This window comes from Runella limosa DSM 17973, assembly GCF_000482465.1.
GTDB lineage: Bacteria > Bacteroidota > Bacteroidia > Cytophagales > Spirosomataceae > Runella > Runella limosa.
In genome coordinates this window covers 116,718-133,269 of record NZ_KI519426.1, presented here as the reverse complement: position 1 = coordinate 133,269, position 16,552 = coordinate 116,718, and the positions used below count along the sequence as shown (strand labels likewise).

16 protein-coding genes are annotated in these 16,552 nt (G+C 44.2%); 5 read left to right on the top strand and 11 right to left on the bottom strand.

What is annotated here, in order from left to right; all coding sequences use genetic code 11:
* The first annotated feature begins 24 nt into the window (after positions 1-24).
* The 3 genes from K339_RS0125260 (at position 25) to K339_RS0125250 (ending at position 2,705) form a co-directional block, all read left to right on the top strand.
* Positions 25-405 (top strand): response regulator, encoded by a 381-nt coding sequence (locus tag K339_RS0125260; RefSeq protein ID WP_028526095.1) that lies wholly within the window; start codon positions 25-27, stop codon positions 403-405.
* A 58-nt stretch (positions 406-463) separates the two neighbouring features.
* Positions 464-1,231, top strand: coding sequence for an MBL fold metallo-hydrolase (locus K339_RS0125255; RefSeq protein ID WP_028526094.1), 768 nt, complete (start codon positions 464-466; stop codon positions 1,229-1,231).
* 91 nt (positions 1,232-1,322) lie between these two features.
* Positions 1,323-2,705, top strand: a complete 1,383-nt coding sequence (locus tag K339_RS0125250; RefSeq protein ID WP_028526093.1) for an alpha/beta fold hydrolase — start codon at positions 1,323-1,325, stop codon at positions 2,703-2,705.
* Positions 2,706-2,741: 36 nt separating this feature from the next.
* Here the strand turns inward: K339_RS0125250 and K339_RS0125245 are convergent, their stop codons facing one another.
* The gene (locus K339_RS0125245) at positions 2,742-3,431 is read right to left on the bottom strand and encodes an NUDIX hydrolase (RefSeq protein ID WP_028526092.1); all 690 of its coding nucleotides are present in this window, start codon (positions 3,429-3,431) and stop codon (positions 2,742-2,744) included.
* Between the two features lie 101 nt (positions 3,432-3,532).
* Here K339_RS0125245 and K339_RS0125240 point away from each other — a divergent pair, with 101 nt between their 5' ends.
* Positions 3,533-4,825: a hemolysin family protein gene (locus K339_RS0125240; protein WP_084332309.1), complete on the top strand. Its 1,293-nt coding sequence runs from the start codon at positions 3,533-3,535 to the stop codon at positions 4,823-4,825.
* A gap of 25 nt (positions 4,826-4,850) precedes the next feature.
* Here the strand turns inward: K339_RS0125240 and K339_RS0125235 are convergent, their stop codons facing one another.
* From K339_RS0125235 to K339_RS34770, 10 genes are all read right to left on the bottom strand, one after another.
* A complete protein-coding gene (locus K339_RS0125235) occupies positions 4,851-5,600 on the bottom strand; it encodes a DeoR/GlpR family DNA-binding transcription regulator (protein WP_028526090.1) in 750 nt (249 codons plus the stop codon).
* A gap of 263 nt (positions 5,601-5,863) precedes the next feature.
* Complete coding sequence (locus K339_RS0125225) at positions 5,864-6,559, bottom strand: 3-keto-disaccharide hydrolase (RefSeq protein ID WP_028526089.1); 696 nt, start codon at positions 6,557-6,559, stop codon at positions 5,864-5,866.
* A gap of 99 nt (positions 6,560-6,658) precedes the next feature.
* On the bottom strand, positions 6,659-7,216 hold the full coding sequence (locus tag K339_RS0125220; RefSeq protein ID WP_028526088.1) for a YceI family protein: 558 nt from the start codon (positions 7,214-7,216) through the stop codon (positions 6,659-6,661).
* 34 nt (positions 7,217-7,250) lie between these two features.
* Positions 7,251-8,153 carry a DUF5777 family beta-barrel protein gene (locus tag K339_RS0125215; protein ID WP_028526087.1) on the bottom strand — a complete coding sequence of 301 codons (903 nt, stop codon included), beginning with the start codon at positions 8,151-8,153 and terminating at the stop codon, positions 7,251-7,253.
* A gap of 56 nt (positions 8,154-8,209) precedes the next feature.
* Positions 8,210-8,713, bottom strand: a complete 504-nt coding sequence (locus tag K339_RS0125210; RefSeq protein ID WP_229598813.1) for a QcrA and Rieske domain-containing protein — start codon at positions 8,711-8,713, stop codon at positions 8,210-8,212.
* Positions 8,714-8,846: 133 nt separating this feature from the next.
* On the bottom strand, positions 8,847-9,752 hold the full coding sequence (locus K339_RS0125205) for a DUF72 domain-containing protein (protein ID WP_028526085.1): 906 nt from the start codon (positions 9,750-9,752) through the stop codon (positions 8,847-8,849).
* 9 nt (positions 9,753-9,761) lie between these two features.
* Entirely contained in the window at positions 9,762-10,901 is a 1,140-nt protein-coding gene (locus tag K339_RS0125200) for a hypothetical protein (RefSeq protein ID WP_028526084.1), read from the bottom strand.
* A gap of 131 nt (positions 10,902-11,032) precedes the next feature.
* The gene (locus tag K339_RS0125195; protein WP_028526083.1) at positions 11,033-11,647 is read right to left on the bottom strand and encodes a YceI family protein; all 615 of its coding nucleotides are present in this window, start codon (positions 11,645-11,647) and stop codon (positions 11,033-11,035) included.
* A gap of 150 nt (positions 11,648-11,797) precedes the next feature.
* On the bottom strand, positions 11,798-12,289 hold the full coding sequence (locus tag K339_RS34775; protein WP_051398248.1) for a MarR family winged helix-turn-helix transcriptional regulator: 492 nt from the start codon (positions 12,287-12,289) through the stop codon (positions 11,798-11,800).
* Positions 12,290-12,438: 149 nt separating this feature from the next.
* Complete coding sequence (locus K339_RS34770) at positions 12,439-14,376, bottom strand: BamA/TamA family outer membrane protein (RefSeq protein WP_051398247.1); 1,938 nt, start codon at positions 14,374-14,376, stop codon at positions 12,439-12,441.
* Between the two features lie 177 nt (positions 14,377-14,553).
* On the opposite strand from K339_RS34770, the gene nuoL reads away from it, so the two are divergent.
* On the top strand, positions 14,554-16,548 hold the full coding sequence (gene nuoL, locus K339_RS0125180) for an NADH-quinone oxidoreductase subunit L (RefSeq protein WP_028526082.1): 1,995 nt from the start codon (positions 14,554-14,556) through the stop codon (positions 16,546-16,548).
* Positions 16,549-16,552 lie beyond the last annotated feature (4 nt).

Genomic DNA, 16,552 nt, shown 5'->3' with positions numbered 1-16,552 from the left:
AACCACCAAAAACTTCCTATTACCATGTCGCAAAAGCGCGTACTTATTGCCGAAGACAGTTCTGTAATCCAAAACCTAGCAAAGAAAATTTTGGAGTTCCAAAACTTCGAAATTACTGCCGTCAAAAATGGCGAGCAAGTGCTACAGATTCTGGATAAAGAAGATTTTGAGATTATTTTGCTCGACATTAACATGCCTATCATGGATGGTATGGAATGTGTAAAGGCAATTCGGGGACTAGCCAACAAAGCTAAAGCTCAACTTCCAGTGGTAGCTATTACTGGAAACGCTAAAAACTACTCTGAAGAAGATTTTACTACCGCAGGATTCAACGATGTACTCGTAAAACCGCTCAATTTTGACCGCCTCGTTGAAATTGTTAATGAACTGACTGCCGCAGAATAATAACGAACGATGGGGATGTGTAAAAGCATTTTTACGCATCCCCACTATTTTATAACGAATGGTCATTACGCTCCTTGGGACAGGGACATCTTCGGGAATTCCATTGATTGGTTGTCGTTGTGACGTTTGTCGGTCGTTGGACTACCGCGACAAACGCCTACGGGTGTCTGTCTATGTCGAAACACAAGGCAAGTGTTTTGTAATCGACACAGGCCCCGACTTCCGTCAGCAAATGCTGCGTGAAGACATTACCCAACTGGATGCTGTCATTTTTACGCACCAGCACAAAGACCATACCGCGGGCTTAGACGATGTCCGTGCCTTTAATTTTCTTCAAAACAAAGACATGCCCGTCTATGGGCGTTTGCAGGTCTTAGAACAGCTAAAACGCGAGTTTGAATACGTATTTGCCGACTACCGCTACCCAGGTATTCCACGACTTCAGCTCCACGAAATTACCAATACCCCTTTTGACGTCTTGGGAGTTACGTTTACCCCCATCGACGTACTTCACCATCGCTTGCCCGTTTTTGGCTTCCGCATTGGCAATTTTGCCTATCTAACCGACGTTAATCATATTCCCGAAGCAGAACTGGCGAAACTTCAAAACCTTGATGTTCTGATTTTAGGAGCCTTGCAGCGCGAAACGCACATTTCGCATTTTAATTTGCAACAAGCCATTGATGTTGTGTCAATTTTAAAGCCCAAAGTGACCTATTTTACCCATCTGAGTCATAAAATGGGCCGCCATGCCGAAGTAGAAAAAGAATTACCCGCCCACATTAGGTTGGGATTCGATGGGCTAAAAATTAAGCTCGAAGACTAATTTTTAGTGATTTTTTCTATCAAAATTTTTGGCGTAAATTTTGCACCAAAATAGCAGTGTAGCCCTACTTTACTTTTATCACTAGATTCAGATGTACGCAAAACTCAGCCACGGAATTTTCATCATGTTGATTGCCTTTGTGTCAACCGCTCAGGCACAACACCTTCACCGCAAAGGATCATTAGGAATTGACTACGTCGAAGCACCAGATTCACTCCTCAATGCCCTCAAAATAGAGGAAGCGCATTGTATTTGGGTAAAAAGCGTTCATCCAGAATCAACAGCCGCACAGTTGGGTATCCGTCCTGACGATATTTTAGTATCAATCAACGAAACAGACTCCCTCTATCTTTTTGACTTCCATAACCTCGAACAACAGCTCAAAGAGAACGACCCTATTTCCATTACCTATCTCCGTAAAAACCGCAAAACGCGCGCTGTGGGCATCGTCAAACCTGCCCCCCGCGAACACTCGGCAGGCGAAGTATTTTATGATGAAGTGCCGTACCAACGTGGGTATTTGCGCACCATCGTACACCGCCCCGCCAACACCGACAAAGTTCCTGCCGTTTTTTATATCCAAGATTTTGATTGTGGTTCCATTGATTTTTCAAAGGATAGCCTCTCTCCTACCAAACAATTGGTGGATGGCTGGGTGAAAGCAGGTTATGCCGTAGTGCGGGTCGAAAAGCCTGGTGTAGGCGAAAGTGCGGGCACCAAAGACTGTGCAAGGCTAGATTACCAAGAAGAACTCGCGGCTTTTCAGAATGCGTTTCGTTTTACCCAAAAACTCCCCTTTGTTGACAGTTCCAAGGTTTTTATTTTTGGACATTCAATCGGCGGAACGGCCGTCCCTATTGTCGCACTGAAAGCGCGGCTCAAGCCACGTGGCGTGATGGTGTATGGTACGGTAGTAAAACCTTGGTTTGAGCACATGCTTGATGTGTTTCGCAAGCAACCCCTTCTCTACAAAGAATCCCTTTTGCCTTCAGATGTCAATGCCCGCATGATGACACCGCTCTTGTATGAATGGCTAGTGCAAGGCCGTAGTGCCACCGATTTGCTCAGTGTCCCCGATTTTGAAGCCATACTCACCTCCAAAGAAAACCCGCTCGGTTATCGTAGAGGGACATTTTGGGGACGTTCGGCGGGATACTTTGCCGATTTAAACCGCATCAATCTTCTACAAACGTGGGCACAAGCCAATGTCCCGACCTTGGCCATCTACGGAGAATTCGACAGCCAAGCGATTAGTCCAGAAGCAGCGCAGCAGATTGCCCAAATCGTCAATGAGTCGTTGCCTAACAAAGGCACATATAAATTACTGAGAAATGCCGACCACTTTATGGCAAGGGTAAATTCATTTACAGAATATAAACAGCTCCAACAAAAAGGGAAATACAAAGATTTTGCTTCTCACAATTTCAACGCTGCTATTATCGAAATGACCGTCAACTGGATGCAACAGCAGTAAAAAACCCATTAAGTTATGGGTTTCTTACTGCTGTATTTAATCCATGTCCACTTCTAGGCCCAGAAAGCAATCCACCACGTAGCGAATTGAACTGAAAGAGTTGACGAGGGCTTGCCGCGCTTCCGCTTCGGTCATCCATACAATCTGCTCAATTCCTTCCTCGTGTTGCGGTGCCATTTTTTTATCATTGACGTTGCGCATCAAGTACCACTTTGTACGTTTGAGGTATTTTTGATTGTTTTGGCTGTAGGTGTGCCAAGTAGTACAAATTTTTTCAACCAATTCGGCTTTCACGCCCGTTTCTTCTTCTACCTCCCGCAAAGCCGCTTTTTTGGACTTTTCATCCTCGTCCAGCTTTCCTTTTGGTAGGTCCCAACAACCACGCCGAAACATCATCAAAAACTGCTCGCCTTTGGTCACTACCCCACCCGCAGCTTTTACGACCGTAAACATCTTTTTGAGACGCTTTTCTACGGCCTCTTTATCTTTTGGCACCAAATAAACCGACTGTAAATCAGGCAAATCAAAGTTGTTCAAAAAATGAAACAACTTTTCAACCGTGATGGGAGTGGCGTTTAAAATCAGCAAATGGCCGCGCAAACTAGCCACTTTCAACATCTCTAGGTTAGCATCCACTACCTTGTCAAAAGTGCTTCTATCGGGAAGCTTTTGGGCAGCCTTTTCGCTTAAAATTCGGATAGGTCGGTCTTTGATAAAAATAATCATTCTGCTATGGAAAGTAAAACTTGACAAAATTAGCAAATGCGATTGTTTTGGATAGCAAATAGTTTTGATAATTTTGCAATTGTACCAACCATCCCCCCTTCGTGGAACTACTTGTAATCGTTCTACTCGTTCTCATTAACGGAATTTTCTCCATGTCGGAAATCGCGCTTGTCTCATCGCGAAAGTCGAAATTGGAAACCGCGGCCCGCAGTGGTGACCGTCAAGCCCAACACGCGCTTGAACTTGCCAACTCTCCCAATCGCTTCTTATCCACAGTCCAGATTGGTATCACGCTCATCGGTATCCTCAACGGGGTATTCAGTGGCGAACGCATTACAAATGATTTTCAAACGTACATCGAACAGTTTGAGTTGCTTAAACCCTACGCCCACAGCATTGCCGTTGGGGGTGTTGTCCTTTTTGTCACCTATCTCTCGTTGGTACTTGGGGAACTTGTTCCCAAACGAATCGGGATGGCCAACCCCGAAGGTATTGCCAAGTTTATGGCAGCACCGATGAACTGGCTTTCTACCCTTACGGCCCCGTTTATTTGGTTGTTGGCAAAATCGAGCGATTTGATCATGAAATTGCTGCGCATTACGCCACAAAACCAAGCAATCACGGAGGAAGAAATTAAAACCATTATCCAAGAAGGAACCACGGGAGGTGCCATTGATGAAATCGAGCAAGAAATTGTTGAAAATGTATTTCACCTCGGCGATCGCAAAATTGTTTCATTGATGACCAATCGCCAAGAAGTGACTTGGCTAGATGCCGCCGATGAACCCGACGTGAATAGGGCAAAAATCTTAGAATCCAAACATTCGGTATATCCCCTTTGTAATGACGGAATCGACAATATTGTTGGTTTAATTTATGTCAAAGACTTGCTTGGCGAAGACCTCGATGGTCAACTTCGACGGTTGGAGACGTTGGCGAGAGAAACCTTATACATTCCCGAAAATATAAAAGCGTACCAAGCTTTAGAAAAATTTAAGGAGCGGCGCGTGCATTTTGGCATCATCGTCGATGAATATGGCGCCATGCAAGGCATTGCCACCCTCAACGACATTATGGACGTTCTGGTGGGTGATTTGTCAGAAACGAATGAGTTTAACTACGACATCGTTGAGCGCGAAGACGGTAGCTTTTTGGTGGATGCACAGCTTCCGTGGGAAGACTTCCTCGACCACTTTGACATTGTGGTCGAAGACAACAAAGAATTGACTGGGTTTAATACCCTCGGCGGGTTTGCCTTGCACATTATCAAGGATATTCCTACCACTGGTGAATATTTTACCTGGCAGGAATATCGCTTTGAAATCATCGACATGGATAAAAGTCGCATTGACAAAATTCTGGTACAACGCACCCCTGACGAAGGTATTCTTTAAAAACTGCAAACTTTTGCAATGTTTTTTAGATGAGTTCAATACCTTGCTGCCGAAACGCATTTAAAGTAACGTCAGAAGGCTTTAAACTTGTTATCAAAATATCAATATCTTGTAAGTCGCATACTTTATAGGTTTCTACCGTATGCAGCTTTTCAGTAATGGCGCAAATAGCTACTTTTTTGGCTGCTTGCGCCATTTTCTGTTTCAAAACCGACTCTTCATAATGGCGTAGCGTAACGCCCACTTCAGGGTCTAGTCCATTAAAACCCATCAAGTACAAATCCACCCGAATATGCTCAAGTTGCTTCATTACTTGGTTTCCAATCGTGATTTGATAGCGTTTATGGTATGTGCCCCCCAGTAAAATGGTTTCGATTTTGGGATGTTCATTCAACACCGCAGCCAAGGGTAAGCTATTCGTAATCACTGTCATTTCCAGATTTTTAGGAAACTGCTCCGCAATATGGAAATTGGTTGTACCACCGTCCATGAGTATTGTCTGGTGATTGTAAAAAAGCTTTTGGGCTTTTCGGGTCAGCATCACTACCTCTTGCTGGTCGGCGCTAGAGTTGTGCGTATTTTTAAACGATAAATACGAGTTGGCCACCGCACCTCCGTGGACTTTCTTTAAAAGTCCTTTATCTTCTAACTCAATAACATCGCGGCGAATGCTATCGTAGGAGACATTCAACAATTGGCTCAACTCCAACAAATTGATTTTTTGGTCACGATTGAGCTTCTCAATAATGAGCCGTTGGCGTTCTTCTTTAATCATAGGTTAACGTGTCTGACAGGTATCCAAGTATCGTTTGCAAAGTATTGAAAATTCTTTGCAAAAAAATGCAAAAAAAAGTTGCATTGAAATAAAAAGTTTGCATATTTTTGCATTGTTGATTCAATCACAACTTGACCTATGATGAAAAAACCTCGCGCTACCTTAGGGGTTTGTGTAGCTGCGAGGTTTTACAAAAATCTGTTTTAAAATGATGTGGATAGGAACGTCAGACCCAGCTGTTTCGGCTGGGTTTGTGTTTTTATCTACAATTCACGAATACGGACATTGCGGTACCATACTTTGTCGCCGTGGTCTTGCAATGCAATCTTGCCTTTTGCAAACTTTCCAAATCCTTCCCAAGTCTTAAATTTACTGTTAGCAACCAAGGCATCCCATCCTTCGCCTTTGGTTGGGAATGTCACCATTTGTTTTCCATTCAACCAAAACGTGCCTTGTCCGTTTGAAATGACCATTTTAGCCTTGTTCCACTCTCCTGCTGGCTTCACGGCCGTCAGGTCTGCGGGTGGAATCATGTCATACAATGAACCTGCTTTGTGATTGCCATTTTTACCAGCAAACGAATCTGGGTGTTTGGCATCGTCCAATACTTGCATTTCTGGCCCTGTGCTGTAAGGACAGCAGTATTTCTTATCTTCTACCACACCCCACATAACGCCGCTATTGCCTTTTTCGGCGATTTTCCACTCCATTTCCAACTCAAAATTTTCGAACTCCTGGTCAGTTACTAAGTCACCACCGCCTCTGGCAGTAAGGGTCATTGCGCCATCTTCTACCTTCCATTTATCCGACACGGGCTGACCTTGCTTGTTAAAGTTGTGCCAACCGCTGAAATCTTTACCATTGAAAAGCTTTTGCCATTTTCCTTTTTTTTGCACAAATCCGCAGGTCAAAATAAGCGCTGCTGCTGCAAAAACGAGTGTGAATTTTAATTTTGTCATGATACTAAAAGTGATAAATTAAGAGAAACAAAAAATGAGTAGTCTTGGTTAAGACCACTCATAAAAAGGAATCTGTGCGACACCTATACTTATTTTACTTTATTTTTTAGCAGCTTGTAGCGCCATGCTGTACTTACATTTTACCTTAATTACCTGCGCGATTTTCACAAAAACCATCTTTGGCACCTCTATATTGTGATCTACCAAGGCAACATCAAACTCAGAATTAATGGAGATTGTTCCCTCAGCAACAGTGAGTTTTCCCTTGAGGGTACGGGGTTTTGTTACTCCATGAATCGTTAAATCGCCCGTGGCAGAGACGTCGTAAGTACCGTTTTTAGTATAATCAATTTTTTCTACCAACTTTCCTTTAAAAACGGCTTTGGGATACTTGTCCGAATCCATGTAGTTTTCGTTGAAATGCTCCTGCATCAACTTATTGGGAAAATCGAACTGCTTCATCACCATTTGCACCGCTACGTCTCCCGTTGCGGTATTGATGATACTTACACTGTTCTTATTCACTGCCGAAATGTCCTCGACGGGGGTTTCTGAGAAGAAAGTGGTTTCTCCCTTATTGGTCAGATATATCCCTTGGGCTTGCAGCGAACCCGCAAGGAGCAGGCAGCCCAAGAAAAGTTTGATGCGTGTTTTCATAGCCATTCAAATAGGTTTGAGATGATTTTTTCTTTTATTTCATCGTATTTTTAGCTCTTTTGTCAAAGCTAAACGTGCGCGAGACGTTGAATCCGTAGCGAATATCGCCTTTGCCCCAACTCCCTGCCGTATCTCCAATAAATTGTTTCTCGACCATGCCTGATGAATTGGTGAAGTGAAGTTGGAAAACGTGCCCGCCCGTTTCGATGTCAAAGCCAATCGCCAACGAGTTATTGTACTTATCGCCAAGGTCATTGATAATATCTTGATCACGGAAAGCCCAGTAGTATTCGGCATTCAACGAGACGCGCTTGCTGACTTTCATTCGTCCTCCAAAACCAAGGGCAAACAACGCGCGTTCTTGCGCGGCCGTAGCCACTCGATTGCGGTACAATAACGTCGGGTTCAATTGCAGCGATAACTTATCGTTAAATTTCCGCGCAATCAACAATTGCGTACAGTACGAAGTTTTGTCTTGGGTAGAAAGCGTCTTATCTTGGGTTTCGATGACTGCGCTCACCAAACCTGTGATGGACACGGGGATATTTTTTGTTCCACTTGCCTGCCGCAACAACTTGGCTTTCCCAAAAAAATCGTAGGTTTTTTGGACACTGCTACGCCCAACTCCAACCATTATGTTGTCGGTCAGGCCGTATTCAAACCCCAAACGGACAGTAGAATAATCAAGCCCAAACAAATTATAGGCACCAGAATTGAGGCGGTCGAAACGGTGGTGAATCAAAAAATCAAGGTGGTTTTTCTTCACCGTTTCAACCGAATGCCCATTGATAATCCGTGTCCCTTTGAAGGTCGCAGAGGTATAGTCGGTTGTTTTTGGAGTTTCTTGCTCCAGCAATTTTGTCAAGTCATCCTGGGCATTTGCCTTGACCATACCTATCACTAGCCACAACAGGGCTATTTTAGCAACTACTTTCATATTTTGGGAAAATCAAATGTGTAACAAGCTTTTTATTAATTGAGGAACTTCGGCAATTAGGCACTTACCGTGAGTGTATTTCCGTTGGCACTTAGTTGGGCTTTATATACTGTCAGGGCTTTGGTGGCGGGGCCTACTTCAACTGCACCAGCTGTACTAAATTCTGAGCCGTGGTTACTGCAATAAAAATCATTTTGTGCAGGGCGGTAGTCAATGGTAGTACCTTCGTGGGTACACGTTTTTGCAAGGGCAACGATAGTACCTTTGGCATTGGCCACAATTACACTACCAACAATCACAAATTTCCCCTCTGTTTTCAAGGTCGAATACGTACTTGCAGTTAAATCAAGGGTAAAACTAATCGCTCCTTTGCTCAAATCTGCATTGCCAGTCAAGCCTGTCGTACCTGTATTTGTCCCCCCCGTGTTTGAGCCCGTTCCAGAGGTATTTGGGTCAACAGTCCCGCTTGAGCAAGCCGTCATAGTAGTTCCCATGCAATAAAATGCCATTAACGCACTGCTACTAAGCCCTAAATTGCGCAAAAATTGTCCTCGTTTCATGGTTTGATTTTTCATGTTAAAAGAAAGATGGATTGTTGGTTAAAAACTCCTTTTGAACCTATTTACGAGTCTCCCACCGATATGGTTGCGTGAATGGCACTTTTTTTTATGCCTTGTAACAAAAGAGAAGCAATTAGAACAACGAGCCTTGGATTACTTTAGGCTGAATACGAGGAGCTAAGAGCGAAAAGTGGCAGTGTTTATTTATTTGTTCAATCCAATAACTAGATAGCTCTGGCGCATTCAGATTTTCGCCACAGTGAACAAAAATATAGGCAGTTGATAGCCCCGTTTCAAACCAACTTTTTAAACGTTGTACCCATTCGTCCACCCTGCTGTAGTCGGTAGGATGAAGTTCGTTGCCTACAAAACGGAGCGTAACCGTTGAATTTGAAAGTCCCATGTGAACCACATCACGGCGGCCTGCCACATCCGACATGACCGTGCCCACGCCCAACTCGTGCAGCATCTGCAAGGTTTCCTGCCAAATCATTGGTTGCGCAAACCAGTCGGGGTGACGAAATTCAACCGCTATGGGAAATTGAGGGGGAAGTTGTTTTAAAAAAGTCGATAAAACCTTGGATTGGCGCGCGTCAAAATACGGCCCTAATTGAAGAAAAGTCGTGCCAAGGTTAGCTTCTAAGCCCAACACCGACTTAGTAAATGCGTCGCTTAAAGGTTCACAACCGCGCAATTGGCGGTCGTGGCTTATTTCTTGGGGCCATTTGGGGCAAAACTTAAAATGGGCAGGCACCGACTCTTTCCACCGCTGAATGGTGGACTCCGACGGAATTTGGTAATGGGTTACGTTTAATTCAATCGTATTAAACTGACGACTGTAGTGGTAAAGGAAATCTTTTTCTTTGGCCGTAGTGGGATAAATTTTCCCCACCCATTCTTTATTAGCCCAAATGGGTGGCCCGACATACACTTGCTTTGCTCCCTGAGCGGTTGCTGTGAGTACTGTTTTATTGAAAGCAGGGTCGTTTGGTAAGGTAAAATCGACCCCTGAAATGTCGGTTAGTTTGCCAAAATCCATCTAAAATTTTTACTTTACCCGCTCGTCGTTGGTATAGACCCCAACCTCTTTGCGTCCATTACGGTGATAAAATGCGCCTTGTCCGTTGCGTTTTCCGTTGGCAAAGATACCCACAAATCGATCACCATCCACGTAATAATAAGTACCTTTTCCATTGGGCAAATTATTTTGGAAAATTCCGACGTACTTATCGCCATTGGGAAAATAATAAGCGCCGTAGCCCGCACGTTGATCGGCTTGGAAATCACCTTTGTACTTCATTTTTCCGTCGGGATAATATTGAACGCCAATGCCATGACGACGTCCCATCCGAAAATCTCCTTCGTATCGCTCGCCGCTTTCGTGTATGTAAATGCCGTAACCATTTTCACAATTTCCCGCAGTACACCCTACCTTTTCGTCTTCTTCTTCCTCTTCGTCATCGTCGGAAGCAGGAAACGAACCCGTGCTTGTGGAGGCGACAGTTACTGGAATTTTACTTTGATTTTTGGCCGTTAGAGGTGCTTCTGATTTCGACGGTGTGGTGGCCGTCGTTAGCCCTGCGGCATCCATCCAGCCTTGCCGAATGGCGTCAATGCGGTATGTTTTGGCAGGATGAGAATAGGTGGCTTTGTCGTCGCCCAAGGTTTTGATGGCCACCAGCGACTCTTCTAAGGAAGCCCCAAGGCGCTGCATTACAAAACCTGAAAAACGGTCGGCTTCTAACTCTTTTTGCGGACGTGCCCCTTTCCCGTCAATGGTGTGGCCTTGCAAATGATGCCCAATTTCGTGGGCTACAATACTGATGGCCGACCAGTCGGTGTGGGTTACGTTTTCAACCCGCTTCATAAACGCACCGTCATAAACGATGTAGCGTTGCCCATCCACCACCGTTGCAAAGCAGTTTTCGGTGTTGGGACACTCGACCACGATAAAGTTTCGCAACAAGCCCACTTGCTTTAAGATTCGGTCCACGACCGCTTCGGCATGTTGGTTGGAGCGAAAGCTCAGGTAGTTACAAATGTCTTTGGGGGATTGGAGTTGTTTGAATCCAAAATAATGACAAACGAAGGCATCGTCCTCGGAGTTGTCAGTTTTTTGGGTTGCCGCAGGGGTTTGGGCAAACGAATAACTTGAAAGAGCTGTTAATAGGCAGATTAGGCGTTTCATAAGTGGTCGCAGTCAGGAATCGCATTATTGAAAAAACGTTGGGTAGGTTCAAAAATTACATTCCCCTGAAAAAATAAAAACCTCTCCCAAAACTCAGGAGAGGCTTTTTGATTTTCTCAAAATAGGTCAAGTTACTTTGCAGCAGCCAATGTCAAGTCGATAGCGAAATCATCATAAATCGCTTTGTCACCGATGTTAGCAAAGAATGTTTTTGAGCCATAACGAATATCCCACTTTGTACGGTCAAGTGTGATTTTCGCCGTAGCGCTTACCCCTTTCGCATCTGCTTTCACTGTAGCTGGGAAAGTTACGCTTTGAGTAATTCCTTTGATTGTCAAATCGCCAGTGATGTTGATGTTTGCACCTGCTCCGTCCACTTTCTTGATGACAAATTTCGCTTTTGGATGCTTTTCTACCGAGAAGAAATCATCTGACTTTAAGTGACCAACCAATTTTGCGTTGTAACCTGCATCAGTCAAGTCATCACATTTGATGGTTGTCAAATCAATTTCAAAAGAACCACCAGTTACTTTAGCGCCGTCAACCAACAAAGAACCGTCAGCCAATGCTACTGTTCCGTAGTGCTCACCAGTTACTTTTTTAGCGTGCCATTTTACCACACTTTTCGACGCATCTACTTTGTAAGCAACTGCTTTTTTCGAGCTATTTTTTTCAGTAGCAGAAGCACCGCTAACGGCCAACAAACCAGCTACCAATACACTTGCAATCATTTTCATTGTTTTCATTGTACTTAATTGTAGTTAAAAAAATTAGTGTTTATTGTGAATTTTGAAAGTTTTAAACGTTAAAGATGTACTAAATTACAAACTAGGTTTATCGAATTAATAGGTTTTGACTTTACAACAGTCAAACGCGCAAAATTAGTTCGCATCAACCTATTCTTCGACAGATGGGCACTGGCCTTCTTCAGCAGCGGATGACCCCCGAAGACGATCAAGCAAATCGCTTAGTGTGCTTGCTTCTTCTTCGGTCAACCGCTTGAGCTGGCTTTCCCATTCTTCCTGCATGTTGTCCAGCTCCAACAAAATCGTTAGTCCTTCGTCAGTAACTACCACATCTACTGCTCGGCGGTCACTTGGGCATTCCGTACGGCGAACGTACCCTTTTGCCAGTAGCTTATCGACCAAGCGAGAAGCGTTCGACATTTTGTCAAGCATCCGCTCAATGATGTCATTCACTCGTACTGGCTTCGGATGTTGACCTCGCAATATGCGTAATACGTTGTACTGCTGAGGTGTCAAATCATAAGGCTTCAATAGACAAGCCTGACTATTTGATAACCAGTTTGTTGTATAAAGCAAGTTAATCGCGACTCGCTGATACGGGTTTTTAAACTTTGTTTGTTTGATGTCAGTTTCGATAGACATGGTACGTGTGTCATATTTGACGTTGCAAATATATGATGTATTTACATTATATGTCAATACATTTAATTTATTTTTTTAGAAAAATTTAAAACAAAAAACTCAACTCATTGATTATAAGAAACTTATGTTTTTGTGAAAATTTCAACTACTTACTTAAACTGAACGATTTCTGGTGCTGAGATGTCAAAATCTCTAAATCTTAACGGCGGAACACCATCAAAATTGGCCCGAAATGGCTGCCCAATGTCTGGGATTCCCGAATAAATACTCAACCGAACCTGAAAAGTGGTAAACGTCAAGTTTTCGTTTCGGAACCTAAATCCGAGTCCATAACCAGCAAAAGGTTTGTTTCGGAACAGATATTGTCCACTAAAGGCAGTCCATCCCAAATCGGCAAAAGTAAAAGGCGCTACCCGAAAACCCAAAAAATTGAGTGGACTAAAAAAAACCGTCTCCGCACCAATGACCAATTTTCGGGTACCGCGCAGCTCGTCGCTGGAAATGCCCTTAATACCTTCGTTGCCACTTATGTTAAAATATTCATTCGCAAACCGATTGAACCCCCAAGCGAATTTTAAGTTGATAAAATGCCGCGCGTACCACTCCCCTCCAAAGCGATGCAAAGGGGTAAAGTAATTGTTTTCGGTGCTAAAAACCCCTTGCTCAGTAGCCCCTTCTTTTATATAAGTACCAAGGTTGGTGAGGTTGTATAAGTACCCGATTTTAATGTAACGCGCCCTCGAATATTTTAACCCGATGTACTTTCGGTCGCCCAATTCGGCGGGGTCGCTGCCATAAACAAACGACACCAAATCTCCCACGGGCACGTCTTCCGTTCGGCCAAAACCATAAATGAGCAAATCGCGCTGGTATCGGCGGTTGGAGTACCCAATGCTCAACAAAGTTGGGCGGGTATTTTGGAAGAGCTGATTGGTGCTATCGGTCACGCTGCGGTCACGATTATAAAAAGATTGGCGTGTATGCCGCAAAGCCACCACAAACCGAGCCCGTTCACGCAGTTTATCATCTCCAAAAAATATACGAAAAGAGCGCCCCATCCACGCATCAAACAATACATACTGCGACCAGAAATAATTCCTAACGGAGCGCCCAGTCAGGGAATCGAGGGTAAATTCAAACAACCGACGATTGTAGTATCCTAATTCTATCGCTCCCGCATATTTCATTTGGGGGGTTAGGAAAGGACGATAGGCTTTAAAAGAAAGTTGTTTTTGGTCGCGTTGCACGTTGAGTATCCCCTCCCCCGCTACGAACGTTTTGCCAAAAGAAGGGATAAAATAGCGCCCTGCATATTCCAAACGCTGTCGTTCGTCGCGGCCATTGTAAGAAACCGTATTTTTGAACGACTGCCCCAAGCCGCGAAAATTCCGTTGTTCTATGCCAATCGTAAAATTGTCAAAATTTGAGGCCGACCCATCGGGCAGCAACGACCACAAATCTTGGGTATAAACGTGGACATCGACGGCATCTTTGGCATTACGAAAGGGTACAATGACAATGCGTGCGTCGTGGAAAATCCCCTGTTGACGCAAATAACGTTCATTGTCGCGCATTTTTTCGGGGTCAATCACGTCGCCTTCCTCAAAAAAAAGATAATTTCTTAAAATGGTTCGTTCGCGGGTACTTCGGTGCAATTTATTTCCTGTGCGTTCAGTCCAATTTCCTGGCACTTGTAAGGTATCATGCACACTGTAACCAAAAACATCTAAACTATGGATATAAATTTCGCGAATCCAACGGCCCGCAAACGGCAAGTGCGGATTTTGTTCCATTTGGGCCACTTGTCCCGAGTCAATGTGCCGATCAATATCTCGAAACAATACATTATAGAACGTCTTGGGAATCACCTTTTTAGCCGTTTTTCCAAAGGCTGTATCTTTGGCTGTAGGGGCATCTAATTTCGCTTTAAACAGGCTGTCGATGGGGGAAGAAACGCGCGATGTATCTTTGACTTTCTGGGGTTTTCGGGTGTCGGGACGTTCAATAGTGGGCTTCTGTGCCCACAACGACGCCGTCATCAGCACAAATACCACCCACAAAAGTCCATTTTTGATCATAAAAGCCATTTCCCTAACCACCACTTGCGATTCGTAGTACTACATACGAGTAAATTCAGTTGAAAATTAAAGAAACTTAGTCAAAATCATTACTCTTCTGTTAAATTTTAGAAACAGCTTTGCAGTAAACTTCTGAAAGTTGGCAGATAGTTTTTACTTTTGCCCTCGCAAAAGGCTAACGTTTGAATGTTTTCAAAGCTACTCATTCTTCTTTTTTTGCCCTTGGTTAGTTGCCTCGGGCTGTTGTCGGTAGGCAAAAAAGCCAATGCTTGGGCAGGTTGGGTCGCATCCTTTGTTTCTCTCCTCGGGCTTGGTATCTCTCTTTATTTGTTTCAATCGTGGGTTCATGCTCCGCAGCAATTTTCCGTTGAGTGGTTTGTGCTCAAAGAAAAATCATTTACGCTGTCGCTTCAAACCGACAACCTTACGCTCATCATGCTGGTTCTTGTGCATTTTGTGGCGTTGTTGGTTCAGCTTTTCTCCATCAGCTACATGCACGACGATGCGGGTCGTTGGCGATATTTTGCCTTTTTGGGCGTGTTTGTCTTTTCGATGTTATTGATTGTGCTCGCTGGCAACCTATTTTTAATGTACGTAGGTTGGGAATTGGTGGGTTTATCTTCCTATTTACTAATTGGATTTTGGTACGAAAAACCACGGGCTGTTTGGGCGGCAAAAAAAGCTTTTCTCCTCAACCGAATTGGCGACGCAGGCTTTTTAATGGGAATTTTGCTTCTATTTTGGTATTTCGGGACGAGCGAGTTATCGGTGCTAAGTTCGCAGTTTACGGTCAACAGTTTGCCGTTTGCTGTTTCTGGTAATGAGGTAACACTCATTGGACTTTTACTTTTTTGCGGAGCGGTGGGAAAATCGGCGCAATTTCCCCTTTCGGCTTGGCTACCTGATGCCATGGAAGGCCCAACGCCCGTTTCGGCACTGATTCACGCCGCAACAATGGTGGCTGCGGGGATTTTTTTGTTGGCACGAATTTATTTTTTACTCACGCCCGACGCCCTTACCATCATCGCCATCATTGGCGGAATCACCATGGTGTTGGGCGCTTACCGCGCTATTTTTCAAACCGACATCAAAAAACTTTTGGCCTACTCCACCATTTCTCAACTTGGTTTGATGGTACTCGGGATGGGTATTGGGGCGCGTGAAGCAGCGCTGTTTCACTTGCTGACCCACGCTTTTTTCAAAGCAGGATTATTTTTGTGCGCGGGAGCCGTTATCCACGCCGTACATACCCAAGACATGCGACAGATGGGCAATCTCCGCCCCAAAATGAAAGTTACTTTTATCGCTTATTCGATTTGCGCCGCTGCACTGGCAGGCTTGCCATTCTTTTCTGGTTTTTTATCAAAAGACGCAATCTTGGTTGAAGCATTTGCTTGGGCTTCGCAACGAACTGCCATTGCGTACGTGTTACCCGTTGCAGCCCTTCTCTCAGCTGGACTAACGGCCTTTTATATTACGAAACAATGGCGTTTGGTCTTTCTATCCCGACCTACTTCTGAAGCCGTGATTCATTCTCACGAAATACACGAAGCCGATAAACTCATGCAGCTACCGATGGTTTTGTTGGCAGGATTGTCGGTTTTTGTGTGGTTTTCAATCAACCCCTTAGACGCCGCACACGGTTGGTTTTTCCAACTTTTTCCTAGTAAATTTAGTCATGAGTGGCATACCATCGTTGCTACTTTATCAGTAATTGTCGCAGCAATAGGCATTAGTTTGGGATACATTTGTACTTTTAATCACAACATTCCATCTATTGTTCAGCAATTTGGGACATTGCACGATACCATCAAAAAAGCATACGAACAGGGTTGGGATTCGGTCAAGCATCAACTCCAAATCCTGAGAGAGCATGACCCCGAAACGGAGCAGTTTTTATTTTTAATAAGTCCTCTCCAAAAAATTGGACAATGGCTGTATCATCTCGATCATAAAATTGTGGATGTAACCGTCAATGGATTTGCTTATTTAACCGTCATTGTCGCTCATATTATTGGTCGTTTTGACCGAATGGTCGTCGATGGAGCAGTCAACGGTGCGGCCTGGCTGGCAAGGTTTGTCGGTAGCCGAACCCGCAACCTCCAAAATGGCCAAGCCCAATCTTATTTTGTAGTCGTTCTCGTAGGAATTATCGCTGTTATCCTGTGGGTACTCCACTGAAACT